This window comes from Rhodococcoides fascians A44A (genome assembly GCF_000760735.1).
GTDB classification, from domain to species: domain Bacteria; phylum Actinomycetota; class Actinomycetes; order Mycobacteriales; family Mycobacteriaceae; genus Rhodococcoides; species Rhodococcoides fascians_E.
The window spans coordinates 2,451,578-2,478,291 of sequence record NZ_JMEX01000008.1 but is presented as its reverse complement, the minus strand read 5'-3'; the positions used below and the strand labels follow the sequence as shown (position 1 = coordinate 2,478,291).

Genomic DNA, 26,714 nt, shown 5'->3' with positions numbered 1-26,714 from the left:
GTGAACATAATTCTGTACAGTCGCATCATGTCTTCGGAAAATTCATCGGGACGCCCCTCGAAGGGTCGCCCGTCGAACGATGTTCGGCACGTTCGGCTCGACGACATCGACCACATCCTGATCGACGAACTTCGCCGCGACGCGCGTATCCCCAACAACGCTCTGGCTGCGGCCGCAGGAATCGCCCCGTCGACAGCACTCAGCCGAGTCAGGTCACTCGTCGAACGCGGGGTCATCCGCGGGTTTCACGCCGAGATCGACCCCGAGGCACTGGGGCAGGGCATCCAGGCGATGATCTCGGTGCGCCTCCAGGCCGATGCGCGCAAGCGAATCAGCGAGTTCGGAAGCCAGATCGCGGCGTTGGAAGAGGTGCTCAACATCTACTTCATCGCAGGCGCCGACGACTTCCTCGTTCAGATCGCCACCGTGGACACCGCTGCGCTACGCGACTTCGTCGTCGACAATCTCAGCGCACACCCGGCCGTCGCCGCGACGGAGACGATTCTGATCTTCGAGCACGTCAGACCGCGAAACAGCCCGTCCCGTTGAGCTAGGGCGCAGGCGGGAACAGCGGCGGAATCGTCGGCAACGTGAAGTCCGGCAACCCTGGAATCAGCGGCGGCGGCGCGGGCGCAGGTTCGGGAACCTCCTGCGTCGGTGCAGGCGGTGGCGCTTGCTGAGTTTCCGTCACCTGAGTTTCCACGTTCTGCGGCTGCGGAGCGACGGTGGCCTCGGTCGGCGCGGGCGCTTCCGTGGTGGTCGTGACCGGCGGCGGTGGGGCGACCGGCGCGACGGGCGTGCTCGGAACCGTCGAGGGTGGTGTAGTCGCAGCAACACTGGGCGCAGGCGCCTGGGTCACTGCAGTGTCGACCACTGCCGGCTCGCTGCTCGGCCGGGTCAGCAGAAACCCGGATACCGCGATCACCGCGGCCGCGGCGACCCCGACGACGGACCAGGACCGAACGCGACGACGAGTGCGCTCGGACTCGTCCTCACCGTCGTCGTCCTCGTAAGCGGCATCGAGCCAGTAGACGTTCTTCAACGCGAAATGAGACACAGGCTGCTCGGACACGGGACGCTCGGACCCCGGACGCGAGGGCTCTTCCGGCTCCGGTCCCGTGGGCGGTGCCGCTTCGGCAGGAGGTACAGGGGGCGGCACCGACGACGGAGGCGCCACACGGCCTGGAGCCGCGGCAGCGGACAGAGCCGATGCGCTCACCAGAGGCGGCAGGTCGGCGGGAAGGTCGTCACGTGAGATCGAGATCGTCGGTGTCGCATCGGTGGGGCGCGGCGCGACGGGTGCCGCGAACGCTGCAGGATGCGCGGGCACCGGGCGACCGTTCGGGGCGCTGGAGCGTGCCGGGGCCGTGCCCTGCGCCACTGCACCACCCTCCGCAGGCCTGGCCGAGAGCGCTGCGCCGCGGGCGGCGACCGATTCCGGCTCGTTGGGGGTCAACGCCGGAAGGTCGAGCGACGGCCCTACCCTCTTCCGGACGAGCGGGATGCGCGAGCCGCCGCCGACGAGAACCACGGCGTCGATGGGTACGTGCGCGGCGATGAGCACGTCGCGTGCGAACTCGATGGACCGGTCGACCTCGTCGGTGATCAAGGTCTCGTAACTGTCCCGGGAGAGCAGGATCATTCCGCTCTCGTCCGGGAGGCACACGGCGTCGTTGCCGGACAGTCGTTCCTTGGCGACGCGGCAGCGCCTGGTGAACAGATCGATGTCCGGTGCGTCGAGGGGCTTGTGGAGCCGCTGCAGTTGATTGTCGCGCAGGATCTCGTCGAAGCGGTCGCCGCTGAACTCGGTGGTGCGACGGGTCGTGATGACACGGCGAGCGTCGAGATCGACGACGCTGACGTTCAATCCCGAGCTTCCGAGGTCGTAGAGCGCGACGGTGGAGTACCCGGCCGCCTCACCGCTGGCGACCAGATACTCGACGACGGCTTCCACCTCGTGCACCAGGCGGTAGTTGTGCAGGTGCTGGTTGTCGAGAGCCCGCACCAGCGTGTCGGCCTGGTGCTCGTCGCGGTAGGCAACGCCGGTGGACATCGACGGCTCGGACTCGGCTGCGACAGCGCTGATGGACTCGGCGGCGAGGTATTCGACGTCGTCGTCGACGGTGTCGATCACCTGGTTACGGAAGAAGAGTTGCTGCGGAGCTACGAGAACGCGGGGCGGCAGGAGAGCTGTGCCGTTCCGTGGCAGGGCCATACGGACGGCATGGGCGCCCATGGACACCCCCAACAACACGGTCATCGACTGCCTCGTTTCGAAATGCACGGTCGGACGAGAAGGGATCGTCCTCGAAGCGCCACGCTACCGGGTGCACGGAGCCGATGCGGCTCTGGCCCGAGGAGCCGAGCGGTCAGTTTCCGACGTCGAGTCCGGTACCGGAGCCGAAACCGACTTCGGCATACTGCTCCCGCCCCGACTCCGGGTCGACGGTTTCGTTCTGGTCGACGATCCCCGTGTCGCCCGGGAGAGCGCCGGGCAGTTCGGGATCGGGCACCCCGGGTTCGGGCAACTCAGGATCGGGAGCAACCACGGTCGGAATTCCTTCGGCGACGGAGACCTGGCTCGTCGGGCTGTCGACGGGATCGATTCCGATTCCCGGCGGCGGGGGCGTGTCTCCACGAACGAAGACGACTGCCCACACCAGCACCACGACCGCCGCGACGGCCGCCATCCCGGCCGCGTCTCGAACGGACCACCGCAGACGCCGACGGGGTTTCGGGGCGGCGGCCTGCGTCGAGGATTCGTCGGTGTCGGCCGTCGTGCCGTGTCCAGGGCGAGAGGCGTCTTCTCGCTCGCGGACAGGCGCTGCCGGGCCGGGCGCGACGATACGAAGAGGCGTCGTGGCTGCTTCCGTGTCGTCGAGTGTCCGGACTTCCAGTACATCCGTGCCGTCGTCGTTCCGGTCGGCGTCGTTCCGGTCGTCGTCGTTCCGGTCGGCGTCGTTCCGGTCGTCGTCGTTCCGGTCACTGTCGGATTCCTCGAACAGCCCGGGGTACTGCTCTTCGAGGACGTCGTCGAGACCCACTTCCGGCGCGATCGGGAGAGCTTCGAGCGCAGCTCCCTCGACGAACACCGATGCGGGCGACGCCGGGACGACGAGCGGGCAATCCCACTCTTGCTCGACGAGGGCTCCGACCAGAGGAATCTGTGCCTGGCCGCCGACGAGCAGGATCGCGTCGGGATCTTCGGGCGACGCCCACGCGAGAGTCTGGAGAAGCGAGGACGTGATTGCTTCCTCGAACTCCTCGCGGGTGAGGAGCATGGGGCCGTTCCCGGGCGCGCGCACACCGGCCGACGCGGTGATCAGTTCCTTGAGCTCACGGAAGAACGCGCGGTATTCCTGTTCGGCGTCCGCTCCGTGGGCAGGCGGCAGGATGCCCTTGGCCATGACGAGACGTTCGACGACGTCGTCGAGTACCTCGCCGGAGAACGCGGCACGTCGCGAAGTCCGAGTGACTCGACCTGCGGCGACGTCGAGCGTGAACGCCGAGGTGCCGTACCGACCCAGATCGAGAACCAGGAGCGCACGCGCGTTCGCGAGCTGATCGACGGACCGTGCGTAGGCGAGCAGGGCTGCGGACTCGTCGACCATCCGGATCGTCGAGGTGTTCCCCGCGTCGATGGAGGCCAACAGCGTTTCGACTGCATCCGAGTCACGACCGGTGAGAACGACGTCGTCGAATGGTCCGCAGTCGGCCAGTTTGCCGTTCAGGAGCCACTTGGCTCCCTCGGCATCTATCGAGTCCTCGATGCGTTGTCCGTCTCGGAAATAAGAGATGCGGACGGCATCGGACTCCACGGCCACGCCGCAGACTCCACCCATCGGTACGTGTTTCCTTCGAATTTCTGTGGTCCCGACCCCATGACCACTGTACTTTGCGCACGCGGTCGCAGCCGTCGATCGAACTCCGGCAGATGCGACATACACCACAGCACGGGCGGGTTCCCGGCTGGTGGCACGGAGCCGACAAAAGGTTCTTGGAGCAAACTACCCCGACTCGGTAACGCTTCAAAACAATCTAAGATATTGTTTGGGTGGGTCTGGGGAGACTTCTGGGTTGGAACAGCAGTGCAACTTCCTACCCACGGTCGTGAGTCGAGGCCGTCCGGTCTCGGACATCAAACGAGATTCGGTGGAGGTACTCGGGTGGAAACGCTCAATTCTGGTGACGTTGCTCGTGTTCGGGACGTTCTGGACAAGTTCGGAAAGATGCCCGTGTCCGCGGCGGATATCGACACCGACGCAGATTTGTACGACAACGGCCTGACCTCCCATGCGAGCGTCAACGTGATGATCGCGCTCGAGGACGAGTTCGACGTGGAGTTCCCGGACACCATGCTGCAGAAGTCCACGTTCGGCAGCATCGATGCCATCGCTACCGCGCTCGCGCAGCTGACGGACTGATCGCCGATGTCCACCGTCTACCAAACCGACGCCCCGACGCTGTCCGACGTCCTTGCCGTGTTGCGTGAGCACGCGGACTCGGTCGACCGCGACGCACGCTTCCCGACGGAATCCGTCGAGGCCATGCGCGGAGCTGGGCTGCTCGCTGCGGGCATTCCCACGGAGTTCGGCGGCGGTGGGAAGTCCCTGACCGACCTCGCGCACATCGCCCGTTCCCTGGGAGCGGAGTGCGCGTCCTCGGCGATGATCTTCGTGATGCACCAGTCGCAGGTGCTGTCCATCGTTCGCCACGGCAAGTCCGACGCCATGATCGCGCTGTTGCAGCGTCTCGCTGCCGAGCAACCCTTGGTCGCATCGGCCACCACCGAGATCAACATCGGTGGTGACGTCCGAACCAGTGGCTGCGCGGTGGAGTACAACGGGGAGCACATCACACTCTCCAAGACAGCCCCGGTCATCTCCTACGGCGAGTACGCGCAGTTCGTTCTCGCCACCGCACGCCGTTCTCTGGACAGCCCTCCGAGCGATCAGGTGCTGGTCGTCTGCGAGAAGCCGGACGTGGTCCTCACCAGGACGGGCGAGTGGAACACGTTGGGATTCCGTGGAACGTGCAGCCCAGGATTCCAGCTGGAGGCGTCGACGACGTCGTCGAACATTCTGGGTGACAACTACGGAGACATCTCGGCGCAGACGATGCTTCCCGCGGCCCACGTTCTGTGGGGTGCGGCATGGCTCGGCATTGCGGATGCGGCAGTTACCAAGGCACGCAAGTCGGTTCGCAAAGCGGCCAGCCGTACGCCCGGTGTGACACCGCCCGCGGCACTGCGCCTCGCCGAGCTCTACGTGGTGCACGAGCAGTTGGTGGACACGGTGTTCGGAGCCGCGGGGAAGTTCGAAGCGATCTCCGATTCACCCGCAGAACTGGGAGCGATCGGGTTCGCCGTCAGGATCAACAACGTCAAGGTCACTGCGTCGACTCTCGTCATCGACATCGTCGGGAAAGCGATGCAGATCTGCGGCATCTCCGGTTACCGGCAGGACGGCGAGCTCAGCATCGGTCGCCACGTTCGCGATGCGCACGGCTCGGCCATCATGGTCAGCAACGAGCGCATCCTCGGCCACAATTCGCAGCTCGCACTCGTGTACAAGGGGAAATAGATGACTGTCACCCACGAAGCAACCGAACTTGACACCGCGCGCGCACAATTCCGCAACGAACTCGTCGAGGCAGGCCTGCTGGTCCCCAGCTCCGTCGAAGGCCTGTACGGCCGATCCGGCGAGTTCGAGGACATCATCGAGACCATCGACGAGCGAGTGAAGGCTGCGGGTGCATCCGAGCACGGTTACGCCGCACCGAGATTCCGTTTCCCTCCGGTCTTCCCACGGGAGGCCTTCGAGCGCACCGACTACATCGCATCGTTCCCCAATCTCACCGGCGCGATCAACACGTTCGACGGCGACAACAAGGCGCACGCCGCACTCCTCGCCGACCGTTCGGAAGGCAAGGACTGGGATCACCACCTGGAGTCCGCCGGCACCATGCTGGTGTCGGCCGCATGCCATCCCTCGTACTCGATGATGACCGGAACGTTGCCGGAGGACGGTCGTCTGCTCGACATCTACGGCTACTGCTTCCGCCACGAACCTGCTGTCGATCCCGCACGGATGCAGGCCTTCCGGATGCACGAATACGTTCGTGTCGGTACGCCCGACGACGCCATCGCGCACCGCGAGCGTTGGGTCGCCCGGGGACTGGAGGTCCTCGCGGATCTCGGGTTGGAGGCAGAAGCAGTCATCGCCAACGATCCGTTCTTCGGACGCGCCGGCCGAATGCTGGCCGCGAACCAGAGAAACGAGAACCTCAAGACCGAACTCGTCGTGAAGCTCTACGGAGACCTCGACGACGGCACCGCGGTCGTCTCGTGCAACTGCCACCGTGACCACTTCGGGCACACCTTCGGGATTCACACCGTCGACGGCGAGCCCGCGCACAGTGCGTGTGTCGGATTCGGCATGGAGCGTATCGCGTTGGCGATGTTGCGCACCCATGGTCTCGACCGCAGCAAGTGGCCCGCCGCCCTGTCCTGACCCTCACGGCAGGCATCTCTCAGCACGTCTCCCCCCCTCGACCCGTCTCTCGACCTGATTGGAAGGACGCCGAAGTGAACAGTCGAAGTACTGCACTGCACAATGCCGACGTGCCCAGCGCGGCCGATCCGACCGCCGAGGGGAAGTTTTCGACGTGGTTCGGGCCCGAGGACGCCGGACTCTTCGGAACGGTGCACGTTCCCGCCGGTGGTCTCGCGCGAGGCGCAGTCGTCCTCTGCCCGCCGCTCGGCAAGGAACAGGTCGATTCCTACCGCGGCCTGACGCTTCTCGCGCAGAAACTGTGCGCGCGCGGGCTTCTCGTTCTTCGATTCGACTACGCAGGTACCGGTGACTCGTACGGAGCGCAGGATGCGGCGGACAATGTCGCACTGTGGCAGAACAGCATCGCGACGGCCGTCGACTACGTACGCGGATGTGGCGTCACCGACGTCGCCTTGGTGGGACTGCGGGCGGGTGCACTGCTCGCCGCGTCCGTCGCTTCGGAGGTCGGACCTCTCGCCGCGGTCACTCTGTGGGATCCGGTGGTGCGCGGCCGGTCCTATGTCCACGAGCAGAAGGCCCTGTACTCGGTCAGCGTGACCCAGGACTCGGACGTCGACCCCAGGGTCTCGATCATCGGTGCTGTACTGCACCCGGACGCCGCGAAAGCTCTCGGTCGACTGGACACCACCGCCGTGCCGTCGCTCATGGCTCCCGTGTTGGTCGCGACCCGTTCCGAGCGGGGCGATTCCAAGCCGATTCGCACCGTCGTCGCGAACCAGAACGCCGACGAGCACACCCTGTCCCGCCACGACGCGTTTCTCGAACCGAGCGATTTCGAGGTCGAGCTTCCGACGTCGGACATCGCGCACATCGCAGAGTGGGTGGCGGACAAGTTCGGCGACGTCACCTCCGAGGTGTCCGTGCCGCTGCGCACCGTCTCGAACCTCGGCGCGGTCCGCGAGGAGATCGAATCCGTCGGTCCCGATGCGCTGTTCGGTATTCGCACGTACTCGTCGGAGTGCATACCCGGAGGCCCGGCTGTCGTGTTCTATCCGACAGCGAACGAGCACCGCGTCGGTCCCGTCCGCAGCTGGGTCGAACTGTCGAGAGTGCTTGCTGCTCAGGGCGTATCGACATTGCGTTTCGATCGGCGGGGCACCGGCGAAAGCGGTGAGGTCCTCGACGACGAGATCACTCGCCTCTACAGCGACGCGGGGAACGAGGACGCGCTCGCTGCCGTTCGAGCAGCGGGAACTGCGCCGCGGAACGTCATGGTGGCGGGAATGTGCTCCGGCTCGTGGTACTCCAGCTACGCCGCCCGCGAGTTGGGCGTCGGGTCGGCGGTTCTGCTCAACACACTCGACTGGACGACGAAGCGCCTGGAATTCGTCAAACGATCCTCGATGCGCACCGAGGACACCGGCATCGTCGGCAAAGCTCTCGACGCACTCCACGACATCGGGGTCACGGTGAAGAACCGCGCCCAGTCGGCCATGCCGTACCCCCTGTGGTTCTGGCTCGGCAACCGCGGCCTGATTCAGGTGCCGGAGATCTCCCTGCGTCTGCTCGAGGCCGGAAACGTACGTACCACCGTGCTTCTGTCCCCCACCGACACCGAGTGGTTCGTCGACAACCGCGGTCCCGAAGGGATGGAGCGACTGCGCGGCAAGCGTGCGGCGAGGCGTCGACACGGCGGGTCGGTGCGGCCGGCCGTCGTGAAGTCCTTCGACAGTGGTGATCACTCGCTGTACGGTCGAGACCTGCGAGAGACCGTGCGCGCCGAGTTGCTCCAGGCCGCGGCCGAGTCGTTCGACGTCGACATCGTCGCGCCGTCGCCGCCTGTACCGGTCGGGTGGAATCGACTGTGAAGCACCGCGCTCCGAAAATTGCTCCACCCCGGCACGACAATCTGCAACGGCTCGAGTGGTATCCGCTCGAACCGGTTCGCTGGGACATGGGCCTCATGGCTCACACCATGCCGATCCAGAAAGTGCAGGCACCCGAGCCTCACCTCCACGGCACCCCGCTGCTGCAATCCACGAACCTGGACACGTCCGAACAGAACGCGTCGGGCACCGACACCAAGAGCTCCGACCGCAATCTTGCGCTGAACTCGCTGGCCATGATGCTGTCCACCGTCGTGACCGGCGGTCTCGGTCTGCTGTTCTGGGCCGCGGCCGGACGCCTCTATCCGGTTGCGGAGGTCGGCAGCGCATCGGCCGTGATCACGTCCGCGGTGATGCTCTCGACGCTGTCCAATCTGAGCCTCGGGTCGATGTACGAACGCTTTCTACCTGTCTCCGGCCGGCTCGCCAAGTCGTTCGTCGTGCGGGGGTACATCACGGTCACCGCGTTCGCGTTCGTGTTGGGCTGCGGATTTCTCCTCGTGGCACCGGTGGACAAGATGTTCACCTCCACCGCCGAGATCGTCTCGTTCCCACCCTTCGTCGCTGTTCTCGCGGTGTTCGCTCTGCAGGACCAGACGTCCTCCGGGCTGGGAGTCGCGCGGTGGGCGGCCGGAAAGAACGTCTTTCACGCTGTCGTGAAATTCGTTCTCCTGCTTGCTCTGTTCTCGACCGCGCGCAGCACCTCGATCATCGCGGCGTGGGCAGTCCCCGCGATCATCGCGTCGGTCGTCGTCTTCCGAGCAATGTTGAAGAACCTCAGGAACGAGCCGCGCTACAAGTCGGAACCGGATCTTCCTCCGAGGCGCGAGCTGTGGTCCTACTTCGGATCCGCCTACGGCATCACGGCGCTGGGCTCGCTCGCTCCGTTGCTCGTTCCGATGATCGTGGTCGCCACCCTGGGCGCCGAGGACAACGCGTACTTCTCGTTGACCTGGTCGATCGTCAGCGCACTGTACATTCTCATCAGCGTGCTCGTCGGCCCGTTCGTCGCCGAAGTGGCGGCCAACCCCGAGCAGTTCAACCGCCTCACCAAACGCTTCATGACGATGGTGTGCGTCGTGGCCGTCGGCGGTTCCTTCTTCCTCGCCGTCATCGCGCCGTTCGGTCTGGGGATCGTCGGCGAGCAGTACCGCGAGAACGGCACCATCATCGTGCAGTTGGCGGCAGTGACCATTCCGCTGTCGGTCATCGGCTCGCTGTACGACGGTTTGGCCCGTGTGCAGCGCCGGATGCGGCTCGCCGTCGTCGTTCAGGTCGTTGCCACCACGATCATCATCGTCGGTTCACTGACCCTGTCGTCCAGGCTCGGAATCGCCGCTGTCGGGTGGGCCTACCTCGCCGCGGAAGCGTTCGGCGCGCTCGTGTTGATAGTTCCGTTGATCAAGTGGATCCGCGAATTGTCCTCACGTGGCGAAGAGCCGCCCGAGGATCCGTTCCCGCCCAGCGGCCCGTACCCACCACCACCTGCACGCGACAACTCGTCTCGTGAATTCGGTCCATCGACGCACCGCACCCAGGATCGCGAGTTCAGTTCGGCAGGTGCGCATCACCTCCGAACCGCGCACCTCGAAACCACGGACCCGTTACGCGCCCCCTATCGAAAACCTGCACCTGGAAGAAGCGCACCGTGAGCCGAGCACACTACAAAGCCAGCGCGATGGACATGCTGCGCTCCGAGGGCCGCATCGTCTGCGCTCTCGGACCGGCGGACTTCGGCGGCATCGACAGGGTCAAGGAGCGACTCCTGCGGCTCGCGTCGTCCGGCCGCGAGACGCGCCTCGGTTTGCGGGTGGATCCGAACTCGAGGAAGTGGTCCTACCGTCCGGAGTCGGTCTGTGACCACGTCACGACTTCTGCTCCGATCGGTCGCGCCGACGTGGTCGAGCAGTTGGAGCAGCTGTCCGATTCGGTGTCGATCGATGTTCCGATCCGGGTGGTACTCGCCGGTGAATACTTGCTGCTGGATCTGTCGCACGGGTTCAGCGATGCGGTTCTGCCGATCGAATTGTTTGCGTTTCTCGCGGATCCTGTTGCCGTTCCTGCTCTTCCGGGGTGGGCCGAGGCACGTACGCTTCGCAACCCGCTCCCCCGTGCACTGGCGGGCTGGATGGCGCGCAACCCCGGCAAAGTCGTCGACGTTCTCTACGGCAAGTTCGGACAGCCCCCGGCCGAACTCGTGACTCCCGCGCTCGCGCCGATGGAGCAGGCACGGGTGCCGTGGGGCCGCTCGCCTGCGGTGGCAGCAGCGACGTCGGCTGCCGGTGCACCCGCGGCGATCCGTGCGTGGCGACGGGACAATCTCCCCGAGGTGTCCGTCACGTCCATTCTGTGCGCTGCCATCGCGACGGCGCTGTCCACGCGCGGCATCTCGACGTCGTACTCGGCCGGATTCCTGTTCGATTGCAGGCGTTACCTACGTACCGACGGCGTCGCACTCGGCAACTTCGCCGTCGGGATCGATTTCGAGGGGGTCGACCCGACGAACGCGACCGCGTTGCACGAGTCCGTTGCGCACGCCATCGACAAGGGCCGCCCGCTCGCTGCCGGGGCGCTCAGCACGATGACGTACCTGCGCACCCGTTCCGCTCTCCCGGCCATCTCGACGGCGACGGCTCCCGCGACGGCCGATGCGCGGCTCACGTTCTCCGACGTCGGGCGTATTCCGCAATTCGACGGCATCGCGTGGACTGCGGACCCGGAACAGAGCGTCTTCGTGCCGCTCAGCGAACCGAGTGTGCCGGAGTCCATCGTCGTCACCTCCATGCACATTCGCGACGTGTTCCATGTGACCGCGTCGTTCCACGACAATTTCTTCGACCGTGACGCAGTACAGTCCGCGTTGAACCTGGCGATGTCCGATCCCGTTGCTCTACTCAGTGCGCAGGAAGTGTCCCGATGAGCATTCACATGCAGCAGGCCCGCCGGGCGCTGCGCGGCAACCCGACCACCGGACCGGACGCGTCCCTGTGGGCACGCATCGGCTACTGGGCAGGTCTGTCGGTGGTGCAACTGTTCGTGTTCGAGTTCGTCGTCGCGGCGACGTGGCGGGGTCTGTACAGCTACCGGACCAACTTCATCAGCGAACTGGGCGTTCCGTTCTGCGGCCCGACCGGTTCGTGGCCGTGCAGCAAGCTCTACGTGTTGGCCGACGTGTCGATCGCGCTCGTCGGCGTTGCCCTCGTGGTCGCGGCTGTGGCGTGGATGGTCACGGGTGTACTCGACGTCCGCGGCGGTGTCCTCCTTGCTGTCGCCGGGCTGGGTGCCGTCGTCGCCGGGTCGATCAACCAGGGTCTGAACTACAGCGTGCACTCGTTCGGCGCGACGCTGATGTTCGTCGTCGGATCGCTCGGGCTCATCGTGGCGGGTGGGCATCGCTCGCTGCACGGCTCGGTCCGGATCACGGTCACGACGCTCGGGTGGATCGGACTGGCCGCGTCGCTGTGCTTCATCGGCGGACACAACTTCGGGTTGGGAATCGGCACCATCGAGCGCGTCGTCGTGTACGCGATTCTGGTCGCGACGGTGGTGCTCGCCGTCGCACATCGCAGGACTGCGCGCCGGCTGAGGATTCTGGACACCGCAGCGGGCAGTGAGGCGGACGCGTCCGCCGATACGTACAGCCCCGACGAGCGTCCGGTCTACGGCAGCACGAACGCCGACCGGCACCGTGGACCGATCGGCACGAACGATCGATGACCCATCGCTATGATCCGCCGACGGTCGAGGTATCACGACTTCCGTCCTCCGGGACTCCGCCGCGTCCTCCGCATCGGCGGACACGACGGTGGCCGTCGTTCGCAGTCCTTGCTGTGGTTCTGCTTCTGGCTGTCGGGGTGGGTGTCGTTGCGTACCGCGAGTTGTGGCCGCAGTCCGATGCGACGAGTTCACAGGCAGCGGACGCCGAAGCGGTGAACGGTTTCACGGTGTACGACCAGTTCGACGGACCGTCCGGATCCAGGATCGACTCCAGCAACTGGAGTTACGACACCGGCCGGACCGGGTGGGGAAACAACGAGAAACAGAACTACACCGATTCGGTCGACAATGCGTACCAGGACGGGTCCGGCAACATGTCCATCTCCGCGTTGCGCACGCCGGACGGCTACACCTCCGCGCGGGTGACGACGAAGGACAAGTTCGAGTTCACCTACGGCCGCGTGGAAGCGCGTATCAAGATGCCTGCCGGCGCTGGGTTGCATCCTGCTTTCTGGATGCTCGGGACCGACATCGACGACGTCGGCTGGCCGATTTCCGGTGAGATCGATGCGATCGAGACGTTGAACGAGGCGGACAACTTCCACATCGGTGTGCACGCTCCACAGGCGGACAGTCTGAACAGCCAGAAGGTTCAGCTCGCCGGGTACCCAGCCAACAACCTGGCCGACGAGTATCACGTCTATTGGGTCGAGAAAGCGCCCCGGAAGATCGTGATCGGCATGGACGATCAGGTGCTGCAGACGGTCACCCCGGCGCAACTCGACGGCGGCGACGAATACTGGGTGTTCGACAAGCCGTTCTACCTGCTGTTCAACGTCGCGGTCGCCGGCGATTGGCCAGGTCCTACCGACGCCGACACCGAATTCCCGGCGACGATGTCGGTCGACTGGGTCCGATACCGAACCGACTGACTCAGCCTGCTCCAGAACACGTATTTCCCCGTGCAGTATCGAAAGGATCCACCCCGTGTCGACATCATCCGTTCTCCAGCCTGCACTCGTCAGCGCGCAGCCGCCCGAGTGGTCCGGCGCGGTGTGGATCGGAGACGTCGACATCGAAGCCGCGTTGCCCGATCGTCTCGCCCTCGACGGGGCTGAGGGATATTCGCGCGCGCGGCTCCTCGTCCGACGTTCCGCCGACCCGCTCGGATTCGTCGATCTCCCGATCGTCTCGGAAGGCATCGACACCAATGAGCTCGTCGAGGCCGTTCGCAAGCTCGACGTTCACGGCGCCGAATCACTTCCGGAGGGTGACGGCGCGGAGCCGGACATCACGGTCGTGATCTGCACCAGGGACCGGATCGATCACCTGCGCGGTGCGCTGGCCTCGGTGTTGGAGGTGGATTACCCGAGCTTCGAGGTCGTCGTCGTGGACAACGCTTCCGCGACGGACGCGACCACCCGCTACGTCACCGAACTCGGTGATCCTCGCGTGCGCGTCGTGTCGGAACCGGTTGCCGGACTGTCTCGCGCGCGCAACACGGGCCTGCGTGCTGCGCGGCATTCCATCGTCGCGTTCACCGACGACGACGTCGCGGTCGACGCGCGGTGGTTGTCCTCGATCGCTCGCGGCTTCGCCCGGGATGCCCGCGTCGCGTGTGTCTCGGGGATCGTCCCCAGCGGCGAGATCCGCACTCAGGCCCAGGCCTACTTCGACCGGCGTGTCGGGTGGGCGAGCTCGGTGACGCCTCGTATCTTCTCGCTCGCCGAGCCTCCCGCCGACGTTCCGCTGTTTCCATTCCAGGTCGGCATCTACGGGACGGGCGCCAACTTCGCGGTGCGCCGCGACCGAATGTTCGACCTCGGTGGTTTCGACGAGGCTCTCGGTGTCGGTTCTCCCACGAACGGTGGTGAGGATCTCGACATGTTCTTCCGCGTCCTGATGGCCGGAGACAAGTTGGTGTACGAGCCTGCCGCGATCGTGTGGCACCGGCACCGTGCGGATTCCGACGCCTTGGCCGTGCAGGCCAGAGGCTACGGACTGGGCTTGGGTGCGTGGCTGACGACGGTGGCGACGAACAGGCGTTCGGCATTGCTCGCGGCGCGAGTTGCGTTCCGCCGGCTCGGCAGCACGGTCGTGTTGTCCGCACGGATGTCCAAGGTTGCCTCTCCTCCCGAGGATCTCGCGGACGATCTTCCCGAGGGCATCGGCAGAATGGAACTACTGTCCATCGCGAAGGGCCCGGGTGCGCTGCGTCGCAGCCGCAAGGAAGGCCGCAAGCGTCAGCCGTTGTTGGAGGTGAACCGTGCCCCGGTCCTCGGTTGATCGTCGGTTCTCGCTCGATCGGCAACCGTCGATCGCGGTGACGCCTCTGCCTGCACCTCGGCCCGAAATTCGATTCGCCGACGTAGCCGTCGTCGCGTCGGTGTGCGCCGCGGCGGCGATGCTCCCTCTTCCCGGTGTCGTGCGCGCGGTTTTCCTCGCGGTGCTGATCTTCGTCGGACCCGGCGCGACGATTCTGACGTGGGTCTACGTTCCTCCTCGTGCCCGTTTCGCAGCGGTTCCGGTGCTGAGCTTGGCACTGATGACTCTGGTGACGACCGGTGCCATGTGGGGTTATCAGTGGAACCCCCGGTGGATAACCGCGCTCGTGGCTCTCCTGCAGATCGGCTCGTCGCTGTTGTGGTATCGCAAGTACAGGGCGTGGCCCGATGCCTCGGGGTGGTCGACGTGGCTGCGACGGCTGGTCGATCGACGCCAACTCGGTGAACACGCGACGACGCTCGTCGGCAGGGTATGGGATCGAGAGTACTTGCGCCGCAACGTCGCCGGGCTGATGCTCGCGCTCGCCCTCGTACTGTGGCTCCCGTCGTTGCCCGGCCTGGAGAAGGCCGGTTACTCCCAGTTCGGGTTGCTGACTGCCGGTACCGGGCCGGTGCTGGTGGTGTGCATGGCGTTGGTCGTCGGGGCATTTCTGTTGGCGGTCAAGCGTCATCAGTTTCGTTCGGCGGTCGCCGCTGTAGCCGTGGCCATCATCGTGCAGCGTCTGACGGTCACACTCGTCACCGATGCTCCCGTCTACGAGTGGACGTACAAGCACGTCGCTGTCACCGAGTACATCCTGTCGTTCGGCTCGCTGCCGCCGAACGGCATAGACATCTACGCTCAGTGGCCCAGTTTCTTCGTGGTCACTGCATGGTTCAGCGACGTGACCGGGTACGGCATCATGTCGTTGGCGCATGTGTTCGCGCCGCTGGTGCACGTGTTGATCGCATTCTTCGTCTACGCCTTGGCGCGCGTGTTGAAGCTGAAGCCTCGAACAGCCGTGACCGCCGCGATGCTCGCGGAACTGGTCAACTGGGTGGGGCAGGACTATTACGCGCCGCAGTCGCTCGGCTTCGTTCTCGCCATCGGTTTCCTCGTTCTGCTGATGGCCTCGACGCAGCTTCGTGTCGCGGGATTTATTGCGCTCGTTCCTTTCGCGGCGTTGGTACCGACCCACCAGTTGACGCCGTACTGGCTGTTCGCTGTGGCCGGGGTCCTGCTGGTCACTCGCCGCGCGAAGCCGTGGTGGTTGATGTTCCCGCTGGCCTTGATCCTGATCGGGTACCTGATTCCACGGCTGGACATCGTCGCCCCGTACGGCCTGTTGTCCGGGTTCGATCCGGTCGAGAACGCGGCGAGCAACGTGCAGACGCCCGGCATCCTGGGCAAACAGGTGACCTCGCTCATCTGCCGGGCTCTCTCCGCGGGTGTGTTCGGCTTGGCCATGATCTCGATCGTCTATGCCTGGCGGACGAAGAAGCCGTTCTGGGCTCCGATGGTGATGGCATTCGGTTCCATCGGGCTTCTCGCGGGCCAGAGCTACGGCGGCGAGGCCATCTTCCGTGTCTATCTGTACGCGATTCCCGGATGTGTCCTGCTCATCGCGCCGATGCTGATCGCTGCACTCGACGCGGATGTCGCGGGTGCACGCAGCACGGTACGGATGGTGTCGACGCGAGTGGCGGTCGCCTGCGCGTTCGCCGGAACCGTCGGCGCGGCGACGTTCGGACTTCAGGGGTACTTCGGCCTGTGGCCGTTGGTCGTGGAGAACAAGTCCCAGGTCGACAACACACAGGCGTTGGTGGCGAATTCGCCTGCGGGATCGAAGTTCACGATGCTGTATCCGGCCGGCTATCCGATTCGGTCCACGGCCAAGTACGTGGAGCAGGCGGAAGCCAACGAGATGTTCGACGCGCCGCTGAACTACTACGGTCCCGAGTACATGTTGGAGTTCCCGACTCCGGATCAGCTCGAGGCGTTCGAATGGGAAGCGTCACAGCAGGGGGCGCCGTCCTACGTCATTCTCACGCGGCAATCGCTCGAAGCCATGAACTACTACGGTTTCATGAAGAACGGTGCTCCGGAGGCCTTCGAGCGCTGGTTGCGGTCCAATCCTGCGTGGTCGTTGCACTACCAGGACGCCGACACGATCGTGTTCGAGAGACGGAACATCTAAACCACCCGCAGGTATGAGCAATGTCTCTCGAAACCGCCATACGGTTTGTTTATTCGTAGCTTGACAAACTCGTAGCTTCTTTTAAGGTTGTACACAGTCGATGAAAACGAGATCCTGACCCTTAGCGGGGCGCAGGTAACGTCTCTGTGGATCCGCCGGGGGTCGCGTCACAGATCTTCTGAGATCAGTCGGAAACACTGCACTCAACCCGTCTGGAAAAAGGATATGTCGAACTCCCAGAACCCTCGCATCAGCGTTGTCATCCCAACCCTCAACGAGGCCGCCAACCTGCGCCACGTACTGCCGTTGCTGTCCCACGACTACGAACTGGTCTTGGTCGACGGCGGCAGTGTCGACGGCACCATCGACGCTGCGCGTGAAATACGCGGAGACATCCGCATCATCAAGCAGACCCGCAAGGGCAAGGGCAACGCTCTCGCGTGCGGATTCGAAGCTGCTACCGGCGACATCATCGTGATGTTCGACGCGGACGGCTCGGCCGATGCGGACGAGATCCCGCGCTTCGTCGACGCCCTGCTCGCGGGCGCGGACTTCGCCAAGGGCAGCCGCTTCACCGCGGGCGGCGGCAGCCACGACATCACTCCGCTTCGCCGCGCAGGCAACGGCGGGCTCCACCTCGTCGCCAACACATTGTTCGGAACCAAGTTCTCGGACCTGTGCTACGGCTACAACGCTTTCTGGCGCGACCTGGTGCCGGTTCTCGACCTTCCCGTGGTCGATCAGGAGGACGTGGCGCCGGGCGAGATGCTCTGGGGCGACGGCTTCGAGATCGAGACCATCATCAATTGCCGGTTCGCCGAGGCGGACGTCCGGATCCAGGAAGTACCGAGCGTCGAGCTGGCTCGTATCTACGGGCAGAGCAACCTTCGCACGTTCTCCGACGGCTTCCGCGTCCTGCGCACTCTTTTCACCGAGCGTCTGCGCGCACGCAAACTGGCGAAGAACTCCATCCCGCGTCCCGACCGTCGTACCAACGTTGCACGGACGGACATGGACTTGGAGTTCGAGGCCTTCGAGGTGTTCGACGAGCTTCCGTACCAAGAAAAGTCGGCGTGATCGACAGGTCGTCGGGGACTGACACAGCAGGCGAATCCAGGGCATCTCAGCTGGCGAGGCCCACGTGCTCGGTAGTCATCTGCGCGTACACGCTCGATCGCTGGGACGATCTGAGCGCAGCGGTCGATGCTGTGCTCGGCCAGTCGAACCCCGCGTCCGAGCTTCTGGTCGTCATCGACCACAACGATCGTCTGTTGTCTCGCGCGCGTGAGCAGTTCCTTCCCCGCGGGGAAACCGTCGTCGTCACCCCGAACACGCATCCCCGTGGATTGTCCGGAGCTCGAAACACGTCGTTGGACATCGCTACCGGTGATGTCGTCGTATTCCTCGACGACGATGCGACGCCGCGGTCGACGGAGTGGTTGGCGTCGATTCTGGGCCACTACTCCGATCCGTCGGTGTACGCGGTCGGCGGATCTGCCTATCCCGTGTGGCCGACGTCGCGTCCCCCTTTTCTCCCCACCGCTGTAGCGGGTCAACCGGGCGAGCTGGATTGGATCGTGGGCTGTACGTACAGGGGGCAGCCCACGACCACTTCGGCAGTGCGAAATCTGATGGGCGCCAACATGTCCTTCCGACGTGAGCCCGTCGTGGCTCTCGGTGGGTTCGTGTCCGGAATCGGCCGTATCGGTCGAATTCCTCTCGGCTGCGAGGAAACCGAGCTGTGCATCCGGCTCCGACAGACGCATCCGGACGCGGAGATCGTCTTCGACCCGTCCATCGTCGTGGATCACACGGTCAGCGCGGACAGGACCCGCCCGAGATACTTGCTGTCCCGCAGCTACGCCGAGGGCGTGTCCAAGGCAGCGATCGCGCGGCTGATCGGATCGGAGGACGCGTTGTCGTCCGAGCGCGCATATACCGCGAAGATCCTGCCACGTGCCGTCGGGCGTGAAGCCTCTGCCGCGGCCCGTGGAAACCCTGTTCGTGCCTGGGGAGCCATGGCTGTGGTTGCCAGTGTCGGCGCTGCCGGATTCGGTTACGTCCGAGGCCGACTCAGCCGTATCGCGGCTAGCTGATCTGCGCGCGCTTGATCGAATTGAGCGCGCGCACGTGGCCGGACACCTTCGCCTTCGATCCGGTCAGGGTCAGCACCCGCTCCGCCCCAGGTGCAAGGTGGAACCACGAGTCACTGACCTCCATGCCGTCGGTGTCGACGCAGACGTAGTGCGCCGCCCATCGACTCGACACGGTCAGTGACCACTCACCGGGGCCGACGTTGTGTGCCGAGGCGCTCAGACCGACGTCGTTCTGACGAGGGTGCCGCTCGCCGATCAGGTGAGTTGCCTGATCGAGAACCGCTCCGTCTGCGCCGACGAGTTCGACGACCACGGCGGAGTACGTCTGCGCCCCGAACCTGTAGGCATGGTTGGCGTCGGTGAACGATCCCAGAACGCGGTCCAGCGACACACTGTCGGTCGTGTGCGGTCCGAGGTCGATGTGCACCTCGGCGGGCTCCCCCACCGGGCCCGTCGTCCCGTAGAGCACAGCTCTGAGATCTCCCGACACCGATTCACCCGTGTCGTTGGCGACCTGGATCGTCAATCCGTCCAGACCGTCGTCCACGACGAAGACGCAGATCGGGCTACTGAGTCGAGCCAGGCTGTACCACGGGGCTTTCGGTGTGCCCGTGGAGTCTCGCAGGCCCCAGCCCGCACCGGGCACGAGGTCGCGCAGTGTCAACACCAGTGCGCCTGCACACTCGGAATCCGCCCGACGCCAGTGCGAATACGCGGACTGTACTGCCTCGCACACGGCCGCTCGCCCGTAGTCCAGATACAACTCGGAGTCGTCGCGGCGTATAAGGTGTGGATCGACGCCGAATATGTCTCGCACGTAGTGATCGCGGACATCCTCGAAGTCCCACGACGATCCCCGGTCCCTCGGTATCGCCGACTTCCAATCGGGTTGGTGGCCTGCAACATTCGCGCTTCCGAACATCGCGTCGACGGCTCGGCGCTCCGGCGGGACGGCGAAGGCAAGGCACTCGGCAGCAAATCGAACGCGAGCAGTACGGACGTCGGACAACGGCCGCAGATAGCCGCCGACACCGAAGTAGTGAGCGATACCGTCGCCGACGTGAGTGTGGAGCTCACCGGAGGTGGACGACGGGCTGGATGTCACGTACGGCGTTCCAGGAAGTCGACGTTCGAGATGATCGGGAATGACGTTCTCCAACAGCTCCATCCGCTGGTTGTCCGATGGAACACCGAGCATGGTCGGCTGCTGCTGGGTTTCGCTACCGCCACTGACGACGGCCAAGGCGGGATTGCCGCCGACGATCGCGAAGAATGCGTCGAGCTCGCGGCGGACTGCATCGAGGAACTCCGGATCGGCGGGCGGGTCGGTGGTTGCGAACATCACGTCCTGCCACACCAGGATCCCGAGTTCTGCACACAGTGACCAGAATTCAGGTTGCTCGTACACCATGGTGCCGACTACTCGAACCATGTTGAATCCTGCATCGCGGACATCGGTCAATTCCGCTCGGAGAGTGTCGGAATCGACCCACATCCGCACCGGATCGAGCGGTACCCAACACCCACCACGGGCGAACACACGAGTTCCGTTGACCGAGAATGTCACCGACGCACCGGACTGCTCCAGCTCCACCTGCCGAAATCCCAGACTGCCCCGTCCCTCGACACGGCCGTCGACGTCGAGCTCCCATGGATACAGGGCCGGCCGGCCGTGCGTGTGGGGCCACCAGGGTGCCACGTCGGCGACGGTCACGGTGACGTCCAGGTCGCCCTCACCGCCGGGAAGGTCGAAGTCGTGTTCACCGACGCGCAGGGACACCGAGTCCGCCGGCGACGTCAAACGTGCGCGGACCCGGACGGTACCGTCGTCGCCGGACAGCGTCGCGTGCACCCGAATGTTCTCGGCGACACCCCGTTCACGGAGACGGACGGATCGCCACAGACCGACCACAGGGGGCACCTGCCCATACACCGGCGCCCGCCCGAGGAGACTCGTGCGTTCGTGTCGTAGACCTTGCCGATCGATCAGAGACGACCGCCAGCGTCCGCGCGGCGTGCGCTTCTTCAGGCGAGCGTCCATCGAGTCGACGCGGACAGTGACCTGCACGCGCCCGTGCCCGGTAGGGATGTCGACGGACACCGGGACGAACATCGACGTCGTCGTTGCCGATTCGATCCCGTCGACCCAGACGGTGGCGTGGGTCGCGATACCGTCGAACGTCAGGACGAACGCGCTGTCACCGGATGCGGGGACGGTCGTGGTGAACCACCAGTCGACGGAATCGGGTGGCGATGCCACCGTCGACGCCGCCACACCGCCGGGCACCAGAGCAGGGGTCCACACGACATCGTCGTCGAGCTCGTCGGGATGATCCACCGAGCCCGGCGATACCGACGTGACGCTCCACTGCAGTTCAACGGCATGCGCGTCGGACACGCGATTGGGTCTCACAGGCGATGAATACTTCCTTGTCGGCTGGGTCAGAGTACAGCCGAGACGATGTCCATCGCCGCCGACCAGTTCGACGCCATCTCGGCGAGGGGCTCACCGAGTGTCACGGCACGACCGCGTGACGCCCGCGCCATCCGGAATTGCACCGCTTTTGCGCCCTGGGCGACCTGGAGGAAGTGCGGGACGGCGTCGGCGATTCCGGCGACGCCACGGCCGTCGAGGTAACCGACGAGGTCGGCTGCCAGTTCCGCGGTGGCTCCACATTGACGAAGCAGCCCGAAGGACCACAGATGGAACGCATCCGGGCCTGCCGTCTGCACGAGTGGGATGTCGGCGGTGATTCTTTCGGCGAGACGTTCGACCGGATTGCCGTCGGCGCGCCGAGCCAGGTGCGCGCGTGCCACAGCGAGGTCGCGGTCACCGACTCCGTCGGCGATCGTGTTCTTCCGCAGACGAACCTGCTCCACGTAGGGCAGAAGGACCTCGGGGTGCGGCGCGGGAGCCAGATTGAAGACGCCGTCGAAGTCCGCGCCGGACAGCTCGAAGTATCCGCGATTGTGGAAGTAACCGAGCACCTTCTCCGTCTCGTCCAGCATGTTCGGAACGATCGTGGTCTTGGTGTGCTGATTGCGGTAACTCGTTCCGGCAGTGTCCGGGAGGTAGAAGCCGTCGACCTCCACGGTGAGCAGAACGCCGTCCTCCAGTCCTTCGCGGACGTGCTCGACGACGGATCGCCACACGTTCATCTCGCCGACCTCGAGGCCGTAGAGGGTGCGCAGATCTTCCGACTGCATCTTGACGAAATCCCACTGGCGACCGTCGCAATCGGCACTCAGCACGAACGCCAACGCGGGAACTGGATCTGCACCGAGCGAGTGGAGAAGTTCGATCCACAAGTCCACGTAGCAGTTCGTTTCCGTCCAGACGCGGTCGTGTGCGTGGATCGAGTGAGTGAGATAGGACTGCGGCCGAAGGTGCAGCACTCGGTGCGCCGTCGTGGGGACCGCTTCGGCGGACAGAACATCGTCCGCGTCGATGGATACGCTGGTCGGAAGTGTGTAGTTCGACATGCCTGGTGCCTCCTGCCGGATCACAAGCTCACGGTCCCCACGCCGAAATGCCCGTATTGCCTGATTCAAACGCTCATCCTAACCAATCGGTTTGTTTGACGCTTCTTTTTGGTCCGTATGATCGGAAATACGGTGCCGAGCTAACGATTTACCGTTCCGGTGAGGAATGCGAGAATCGGCCGCCTGAAACGGTCGCATTCACAGAGGGAACAGTCGCTTCCGCGCCTGTAATGCTGATGCGCGGTACGCGCATGGCCACACTTGCATACGGGGTCTGAGCTGGGCACATACGGAGTCTAGTCACCGTAGGATCGACCGATTGCCGCTTGCGGCCTGGAAGAAATGGAGGCGTGCGGATGCGCCGCGTCCTACGCACATCAGCCGTCGTCGTCGCCAGCGGAATACTTGCCTTTTCCACGGGAATGCTGGTCGCGCGCGAAGTAGGTGTGACTCAAATCACACTGGTTGCGTTTCTGGTCGGTATGCCATTCGCGGCCATTCCGGCAGCGGTCTCCGGCGGCCTGTTCGCGCTGGCCAAGTCGAGGGTGGGCGTCGCAGTGTCGTTGACCGCGGCCGCTGTATTCGTAGCGATCCAGGTGCCGAGTTTCGTCACGGCCGACCACGTTGCCGACGGCACCGAATTGACCGTTCTCACGATCAACGTGGCCCACGGCGAAGCGGACGCAGCGGCCATCGTCGCCCAGGTCCGGTCGTCGGGCGCTGACGTTCTCGCCGTGCAGGAGCTGACCGACGAGGAAGTGAACGATCTCGTGGCGGCCGGTCTCGAAGAGGTCCTTCCCTACAGTGTCACCGCCCCCCGACCCGTGGCCGACGGAACCGGCCTGTGGAGCAGGACGCCGCTCACCGACGGGGAGGAATTGGCGGACTTCGGGTTCGTGCCCGTTCGCGCTCGCACCGTCGTCGACGGCGTCGGACTCACGCTCGTGTCGTTCCACGCGATGTCGCCCGCGACTCCCCGCCACACCGAACAGTGGGACCGAGATCTCGCTCGCATGCGCGACCTCATGAACAGCTACCCGGGTGTCGTCGTCGTGGCGGGCGACTTCAACGCCACCGGGGACCACCGCCAGTTCCGCACGCTGGCCTCGGACGGCTTCCAGGATGCGGCGGACGCGGCCGGGGCCGGCCTGTTCCGCACCTTCCCTGCGTCGCGGCCGCTCGCGCGGTTGGACCACGTGGTCACCAGCGACGGCGTCGACGCGCTCGAGGTGAACCCGGTGAACATCCCCGATTCGGACCATCTCGGTGTGGTGGCCCATCTACGACTGCCCGCAGCGGAGGATCTATCGCCGACGAGCGCGGATCAGAATCGAGGCAGTTCGATGACCGGCGGCGGCGGAAGCTGAATCTGCGGTAGCTGGAACTCCGGGAGTCCGGGGATCAGCGGCGGAGGCGGCGGGGGCGCTGGAGCCGGTGCGGGCGCCTGGTATTCGGGCTCCTGGTACGTCTCGACCGGCGCCGGTGCGGGGGGTGGCGCTTCGACGGTGGTCGTCGGTGGGATTGTCGTCGTCGTGGGCGCGGCGGTGGTGCTCGGAGCCGACGACGGAGCCGAGGTCAGCGGCTTCTCGTTGTCGGCAGGTGCGCTGGTGGAGTCCTCGGAGCCGCCGTAACCGAGTGTCAGGCCCAGGGCTGCGACGACGGCGAGGCCACCTGCCACGAGGGCTGCTCCGCGAATCTTGCGCTTGGAGGTCGCGGACCGATCCGCCGGATCGGGACTGAGCCAATCCGGCGCGCCGCTCAGCTCCGTGGCACCGTGCTGCGTTCCCGTGCCGTGCTGCGTTCCCGTGCCGTGCTGCGGTCCCGTGCCGTGCTGGTTGCCGGCATCGGTCTGGCCGCTGTACGCGGCGGGTGCCGAGTCGTGGGGAGGCATCGGGGACGCACCGCCGGCGGGGGCAGCTCCGACGGGAGTGGCGAGCAGTGCCGCACCTTTGGCGGCAACCGATTCCGGTTCGACAGGCGTGACGACGTGGAGTCCGGTCCAGGACCGGAGGATTGCCTCGACCAACGGGATCCGTGCACCGCCGCCGACGAGGAACAGTGCGTCGACGTGTTGGGGGGATCGCGAGATGACGTCACGCACCAGTCGCGCGGAGTATTCGATCGGGACGGTCACGAGCGCCTCGAACGATTCGCGGGAAATGAGGATCACGCCGCTCTCTCCCGGCAGGCACACGGCGCCGGAGGTGGAGAGTTGCTCTTTGGCGATGCGGCATCGCGTGATGAACTCGTCGAGACCGACCGAGTCGTTCAGGTCGACGCCTTGCTTGGCGAGCTGGTTGTCGCAGATGAGTCGGTCGAAGTCCGAACCGCTGATGTCGGTGGTGCGCTCGGCGAGAAGCACCTCGCCGGAGGCACGATCGACGACGCTGATGGTGAGGCCGGAACTGCCGAGGTCGTACAGCGCGATGGTGCCGAAGTCGCCGATCTCGCCGGAGGCTTCCAGGTAGGCCAGCGCGGCGCGGGCCTCGGGTACGAGCCGATAGTTGTAGAGCTGCTGGTCCGACATTGCCTGCTGGATGTCGCCGAACTGCTGCTGGTCGCGGTAGGCGACGCCCGTTGCTTCGACGTAGCGGTCACCGTGGTTCTGCGCGAGCATCACTCCGATGGTTTCGGCAGCGACTTCCTCGGCTCTGTCCCAGTGCGCGTCGACCGTGTCGTTCCGGAAGTCGAGTTCGCGGGCACCGGAGCCACGCAGGCGAAGGTCGGGCCGGGCCATGCGAACAGCACTAGCCCCCACCGACACACCGAGAACCTCAGTCATGACCTGCCTCACTTGGACTGCAGGGGACTCGCCGACAAGATTTGTAACGATCCAGTCTCGAACCCCCGCTCGGCCATCACTGTAGCGCGAGACCTTCAGGATTGCGATTACTGGGGAGCCTGCGGAACGGCCGGGGTCTAAGGTGACCGACGTGCATGTCCTTTTCGTTTGTACCGGCAATATCTGTCGATCTCCTACGGCGGAGAGGCTGGCTGCGGCGTATGCGCAGGAGAGTGGCCAGGAGTTGACGACGTCGAGTGCGGGGACGCACGGACTGTCGGGGCATGCGATGGACGAGACGGCGGCGACGGTGTTGCGTCAGCTGGGCGGTGAGTCGGAGGGCTTCGTGGCTCGTCGGATTTCATCACGGATCGCCGACGAGGCGGATGTGATCCTGACGATGACGACGCGGCATCGGGACGAGGTGTTGGCGATTGCTCCGCGGAAGCTTCGGAGGACGTTCACACTTCTCGAAGCGGCTGCGCTGGCGGAGGCGTCGGGGGCGCAGACGATCGACGGTATCGCCGAGGCACGGGCGCGGCACCGGGTGGACGCCGCAGACATCGACGATCCGTATCGCCGTGAACACGAGGTGTACGAGTCGGTCGGTCAGCAGATCGCCGATGTTCTGCCTGCGGTCCTGCGCCTGCTCTGACCGCGCGCGAATTCCTACGCCGAGCGCACCTGCGATGCCCTGCGGTAGCGTTCTCGCAGCACCGCCACAGGTCGATGTGGCGGTCCGAGCGGACAAGGCTTATCGAACATGCGCGACAAAGTCATCGCGATCTCGGCGGTGGCGATCGCCGGAGTTGCCGTCGTCGTCGGTCTGTCGATCGGTGCACTGGGTGGGGCGTTCGACGACACCAGCGACAGGGTCCAACCGCCTGCCCTTCGTTCGGATCTGAGCACGGTGGTCAGCGCGACGACTTCGTCGGTGATCACGGTCCCGCCGTCGCCGACATGGCAGGTCGCTGTTCCCACGACACCGAAGCCGACAACGACCGCGCCGACGACGACCGCGCCGTCGCGAACTCCGGGGTCCGAGACGACGAGCAGGTCTCCGCGTAATCGTGGTACGACCACGACCGAGACCGAGTCGGATTCGGAAGACACCACGACGACGCGGTAAGTCGTACTTTCGGAGGACGTGAATCTCGCTCCGACAGCCGACGCGGCGACGTGCTGTTCTGCGCGACGCTGTCTTCATGACATTCATGGGCTTCGAACGATGATCGCCGCCGTCATCGTCGTCTGCGAGATCGGGTTCTGGGCGTTGATTCTGAGCGGCCTTCTGGTCCGTTACGTGCTGGGGAAGCGTCGAATCGCGACGTGGTTACTTGCGTCGGTTCCGGTGCTGGATGTCGTCTTGATCGTCGCGGTCGCGTTCGACCTCGGTCGCGGCACGCCGGTCGGTTCGGTGCACCACCTTGCTGCCTACTATCTGGGGTTCAGCGTCGGGTTCGGGCCTGCGATGATCGCGTGGCTGGATGTGCGCGTCGCTCATCGCTTTGCCGGTGGCCCGCCGCCGGTGAAGTTGGACAAGGATTCGGAGGCGTACCGCCGTTACCTGTGGGAGGACTGGTTCCGCGCGGTCAAGGCCTGTGCGATCGCGGCGGCAGTGCTGGTGGGCCTGGCGTACACGGTTGCATCGGACGAGCAGGCGGCGACGTTGTTGTCCAGCATTCGTCCGCTCGGCTTGATCCTGGGCATCTGGTTTCTCGCGGGTCCGGCGTTCTCGCGGGTCAAGCAATCGGTCCAGTGATCCGCCGGCGT

The 26,714-nt window shown here is 65.2% G+C and carries 22 protein-coding genes; 17 read left to right on the top strand and 5 right to left on the bottom strand.

What is annotated here, in order from left to right; genetic code table 11:
* Positions 1–27 precede the first annotated feature (27 nt).
* Positions 28–549, top strand: coding sequence for an Lrp/AsnC family transcriptional regulator (locus BH95_RS23910; RefSeq protein ID WP_027498627.1), 522 nt, complete (start codon positions 28–30; stop codon positions 547–549).
* 1 nt (position 550) lies between these two features.
* On the opposite strand, the gene BH95_RS23905 is transcribed toward BH95_RS23910, so the two are convergent.
* Both BH95_RS23905 and BH95_RS23900 read right to left on the bottom strand, forming a co-directional pair.
* Complete coding sequence (locus BH95_RS23905; protein ID WP_037184606.1) at positions 551–2,260, bottom strand: Hsp70 family protein; 1,710 nt, start codon at positions 2,258–2,260, stop codon at positions 551–553.
* Between the two features lie 109 nt (positions 2,261–2,369).
* The gene (locus tag BH95_RS23900) at positions 2,370–3,842 is read right to left on the bottom strand and encodes a hypothetical protein (RefSeq protein ID WP_037184604.1); all 1,473 of its coding nucleotides are present in this window, start codon (positions 3,840–3,842) and stop codon (positions 2,370–2,372) included.
* A gap of 324 nt (positions 3,843–4,166) precedes the next feature.
* Here BH95_RS23900 and BH95_RS29665 point away from each other — a divergent pair, with 324 nt between their 5' ends.
* The 12 genes from BH95_RS29665 (at position 4,167) to BH95_RS23840 (ending at position 18,676) form a co-directional block, all read left to right on the top strand.
* On the top strand, positions 4,167–4,424 hold the full coding sequence (locus tag BH95_RS29665; RefSeq protein ID WP_020110747.1) for an acyl carrier protein: 258 nt from the start codon (positions 4,167–4,169) through the stop codon (positions 4,422–4,424).
* Positions 4,425–4,430: 6 nt separating this feature from the next.
* Positions 4,431–5,582 (top strand): acyl-CoA dehydrogenase family protein, encoded by a 1,152-nt coding sequence (locus tag BH95_RS23890; RefSeq protein WP_037184601.1) that lies wholly within the window; start codon positions 4,431–4,433, stop codon positions 5,580–5,582.
* Positions 5,583–6,512 (top strand): amino acid--[acyl-carrier-protein] ligase, encoded by a 930-nt coding sequence (locus BH95_RS23885; protein ID WP_020110745.1) that lies wholly within the window; start codon positions 5,583–5,585, stop codon positions 6,510–6,512.
* A 74-nt stretch (positions 6,513–6,586) separates the two neighbouring features.
* Complete coding sequence (locus BH95_RS23880; RefSeq protein WP_052060151.1) at positions 6,587–8,383, top strand: hypothetical protein; 1,797 nt, start codon at positions 6,587–6,589, stop codon at positions 8,381–8,383.
* Positions 8,380–10,053, top strand: a complete 1,674-nt coding sequence (locus tag BH95_RS23875) for a lipopolysaccharide biosynthesis protein (RefSeq protein ID WP_037184598.1) — start codon at positions 8,380–8,382, stop codon at positions 10,051–10,053. The genes BH95_RS23880 and BH95_RS23875 overlap by 4 nt, the downstream gene beginning before the upstream one ends.
* A complete protein-coding gene (locus BH95_RS23870) occupies positions 10,050–11,321 on the top strand; it encodes a hypothetical protein (protein WP_020110742.1) in 1,272 nt (423 codons plus the stop codon). The genes BH95_RS23875 and BH95_RS23870 overlap by 4 nt, the downstream gene beginning before the upstream one ends.
* Entirely contained in the window at positions 11,318–12,118 is an 801-nt protein-coding gene (locus BH95_RS23865; protein WP_052060150.1) for a DUF998 domain-containing protein, read from the top strand. The genes BH95_RS23870 and BH95_RS23865 overlap by 4 nt, the downstream gene beginning before the upstream one ends.
* The gene (locus BH95_RS23860) at positions 12,115–13,050 is read left to right on the top strand and encodes a glycoside hydrolase family 16 protein (protein ID WP_244165117.1); all 936 of its coding nucleotides are present in this window, start codon (positions 12,115–12,117) and stop codon (positions 13,048–13,050) included. The genes BH95_RS23865 and BH95_RS23860 overlap by 4 nt, the downstream gene beginning before the upstream one ends.
* Before the next feature lie 55 nt (positions 13,051–13,105).
* Positions 13,106–14,404, top strand: a complete 1,299-nt coding sequence (locus BH95_RS23855) for a glycosyltransferase family 2 protein (RefSeq protein WP_020110739.1) — start codon at positions 13,106–13,108, stop codon at positions 14,402–14,404.
* Entirely contained in the window at positions 14,385–16,580 is a 2,196-nt protein-coding gene (locus BH95_RS23850) for a hypothetical protein (protein WP_052060149.1), read from the top strand. Before BH95_RS23855 ends, BH95_RS23850 begins: the two co-directional genes overlap by 20 nt.
* 225 nt (positions 16,581–16,805) lie before the next feature.
* Positions 16,806–17,657 (top strand): glycosyltransferase family 2 protein, encoded by an 852-nt coding sequence (locus BH95_RS23845; protein ID WP_037139406.1) that lies wholly within the window; start codon positions 16,806–16,808, stop codon positions 17,655–17,657.
* Positions 17,654–18,676 carry a glycosyltransferase family 2 protein gene (locus BH95_RS23840; RefSeq protein ID WP_052060148.1) on the top strand — a complete coding sequence of 341 codons (1,023 nt, stop codon included), beginning with the start codon at positions 17,654–17,656 and terminating at the stop codon, positions 18,674–18,676. The genes BH95_RS23845 and BH95_RS23840 overlap by 4 nt, the downstream gene beginning before the upstream one ends.
* On the opposite strand, the gene BH95_RS23835 is transcribed toward BH95_RS23840, so the two are convergent.
* Positions 18,669–21,089, bottom strand: coding sequence for a glycosyl hydrolase 2 galactose-binding domain-containing protein (locus BH95_RS23835; protein ID WP_244165116.1), 2,421 nt, complete (start codon positions 21,087–21,089; stop codon positions 18,669–18,671). The genes BH95_RS23840 and BH95_RS23835 overlap by 8 nt on opposite strands.
* Before the next feature lie 29 nt (positions 21,090–21,118).
* Positions 21,119–22,159, bottom strand: coding sequence for a DUF1839 family protein (locus BH95_RS23830; protein WP_230595498.1), 1,041 nt, complete (start codon positions 22,157–22,159; stop codon positions 21,119–21,121).
* Positions 22,160–22,605: 446 nt separating this feature from the next.
* On the opposite strand from BH95_RS23830, the gene BH95_RS23825 reads away from it, so the two are divergent.
* Positions 22,606–23,526, top strand: a complete 921-nt coding sequence (locus BH95_RS23825; RefSeq protein ID WP_230593848.1) for an endonuclease/exonuclease/phosphatase family protein — start codon at positions 22,606–22,608, stop codon at positions 23,524–23,526.
* Here BH95_RS23825 and BH95_RS23820 read toward each other — a convergent pair.
* Positions 23,484–24,941, bottom strand: coding sequence for an Hsp70 family protein (locus BH95_RS23820; RefSeq protein ID WP_244165115.1), 1,458 nt, complete (start codon positions 24,939–24,941; stop codon positions 23,484–23,486). The two genes, BH95_RS23825 and BH95_RS23820, sit on opposite strands and share 43 nt — an antisense overlap.
* Before the next feature lie 151 nt (positions 24,942–25,092).
* On the opposite strand from BH95_RS23820, the gene BH95_RS23815 reads away from it, so the two are divergent.
* From BH95_RS23815 to BH95_RS23805, 3 genes are all read left to right on the top strand, one after another.
* Positions 25,093–25,596, top strand: coding sequence for an arsenate reductase/protein-tyrosine-phosphatase family protein (locus BH95_RS23815; RefSeq protein WP_080738123.1), 504 nt, complete (start codon positions 25,093–25,095; stop codon positions 25,594–25,596).
* A gap of 108 nt (positions 25,597–25,704) precedes the next feature.
* Positions 25,705–26,070, top strand: a complete 366-nt coding sequence (locus BH95_RS28435) for a hypothetical protein (protein WP_020110730.1) — start codon at positions 25,705–25,707, stop codon at positions 26,068–26,070.
* Between the two features lie 99 nt (positions 26,071–26,169).
* Entirely contained in the window at positions 26,170–26,703 is a 534-nt protein-coding gene (locus tag BH95_RS23805; RefSeq protein ID WP_019663871.1) for a hypothetical protein, read from the top strand.
* Positions 26,704–26,714: the final 11 nt, after the last annotated feature.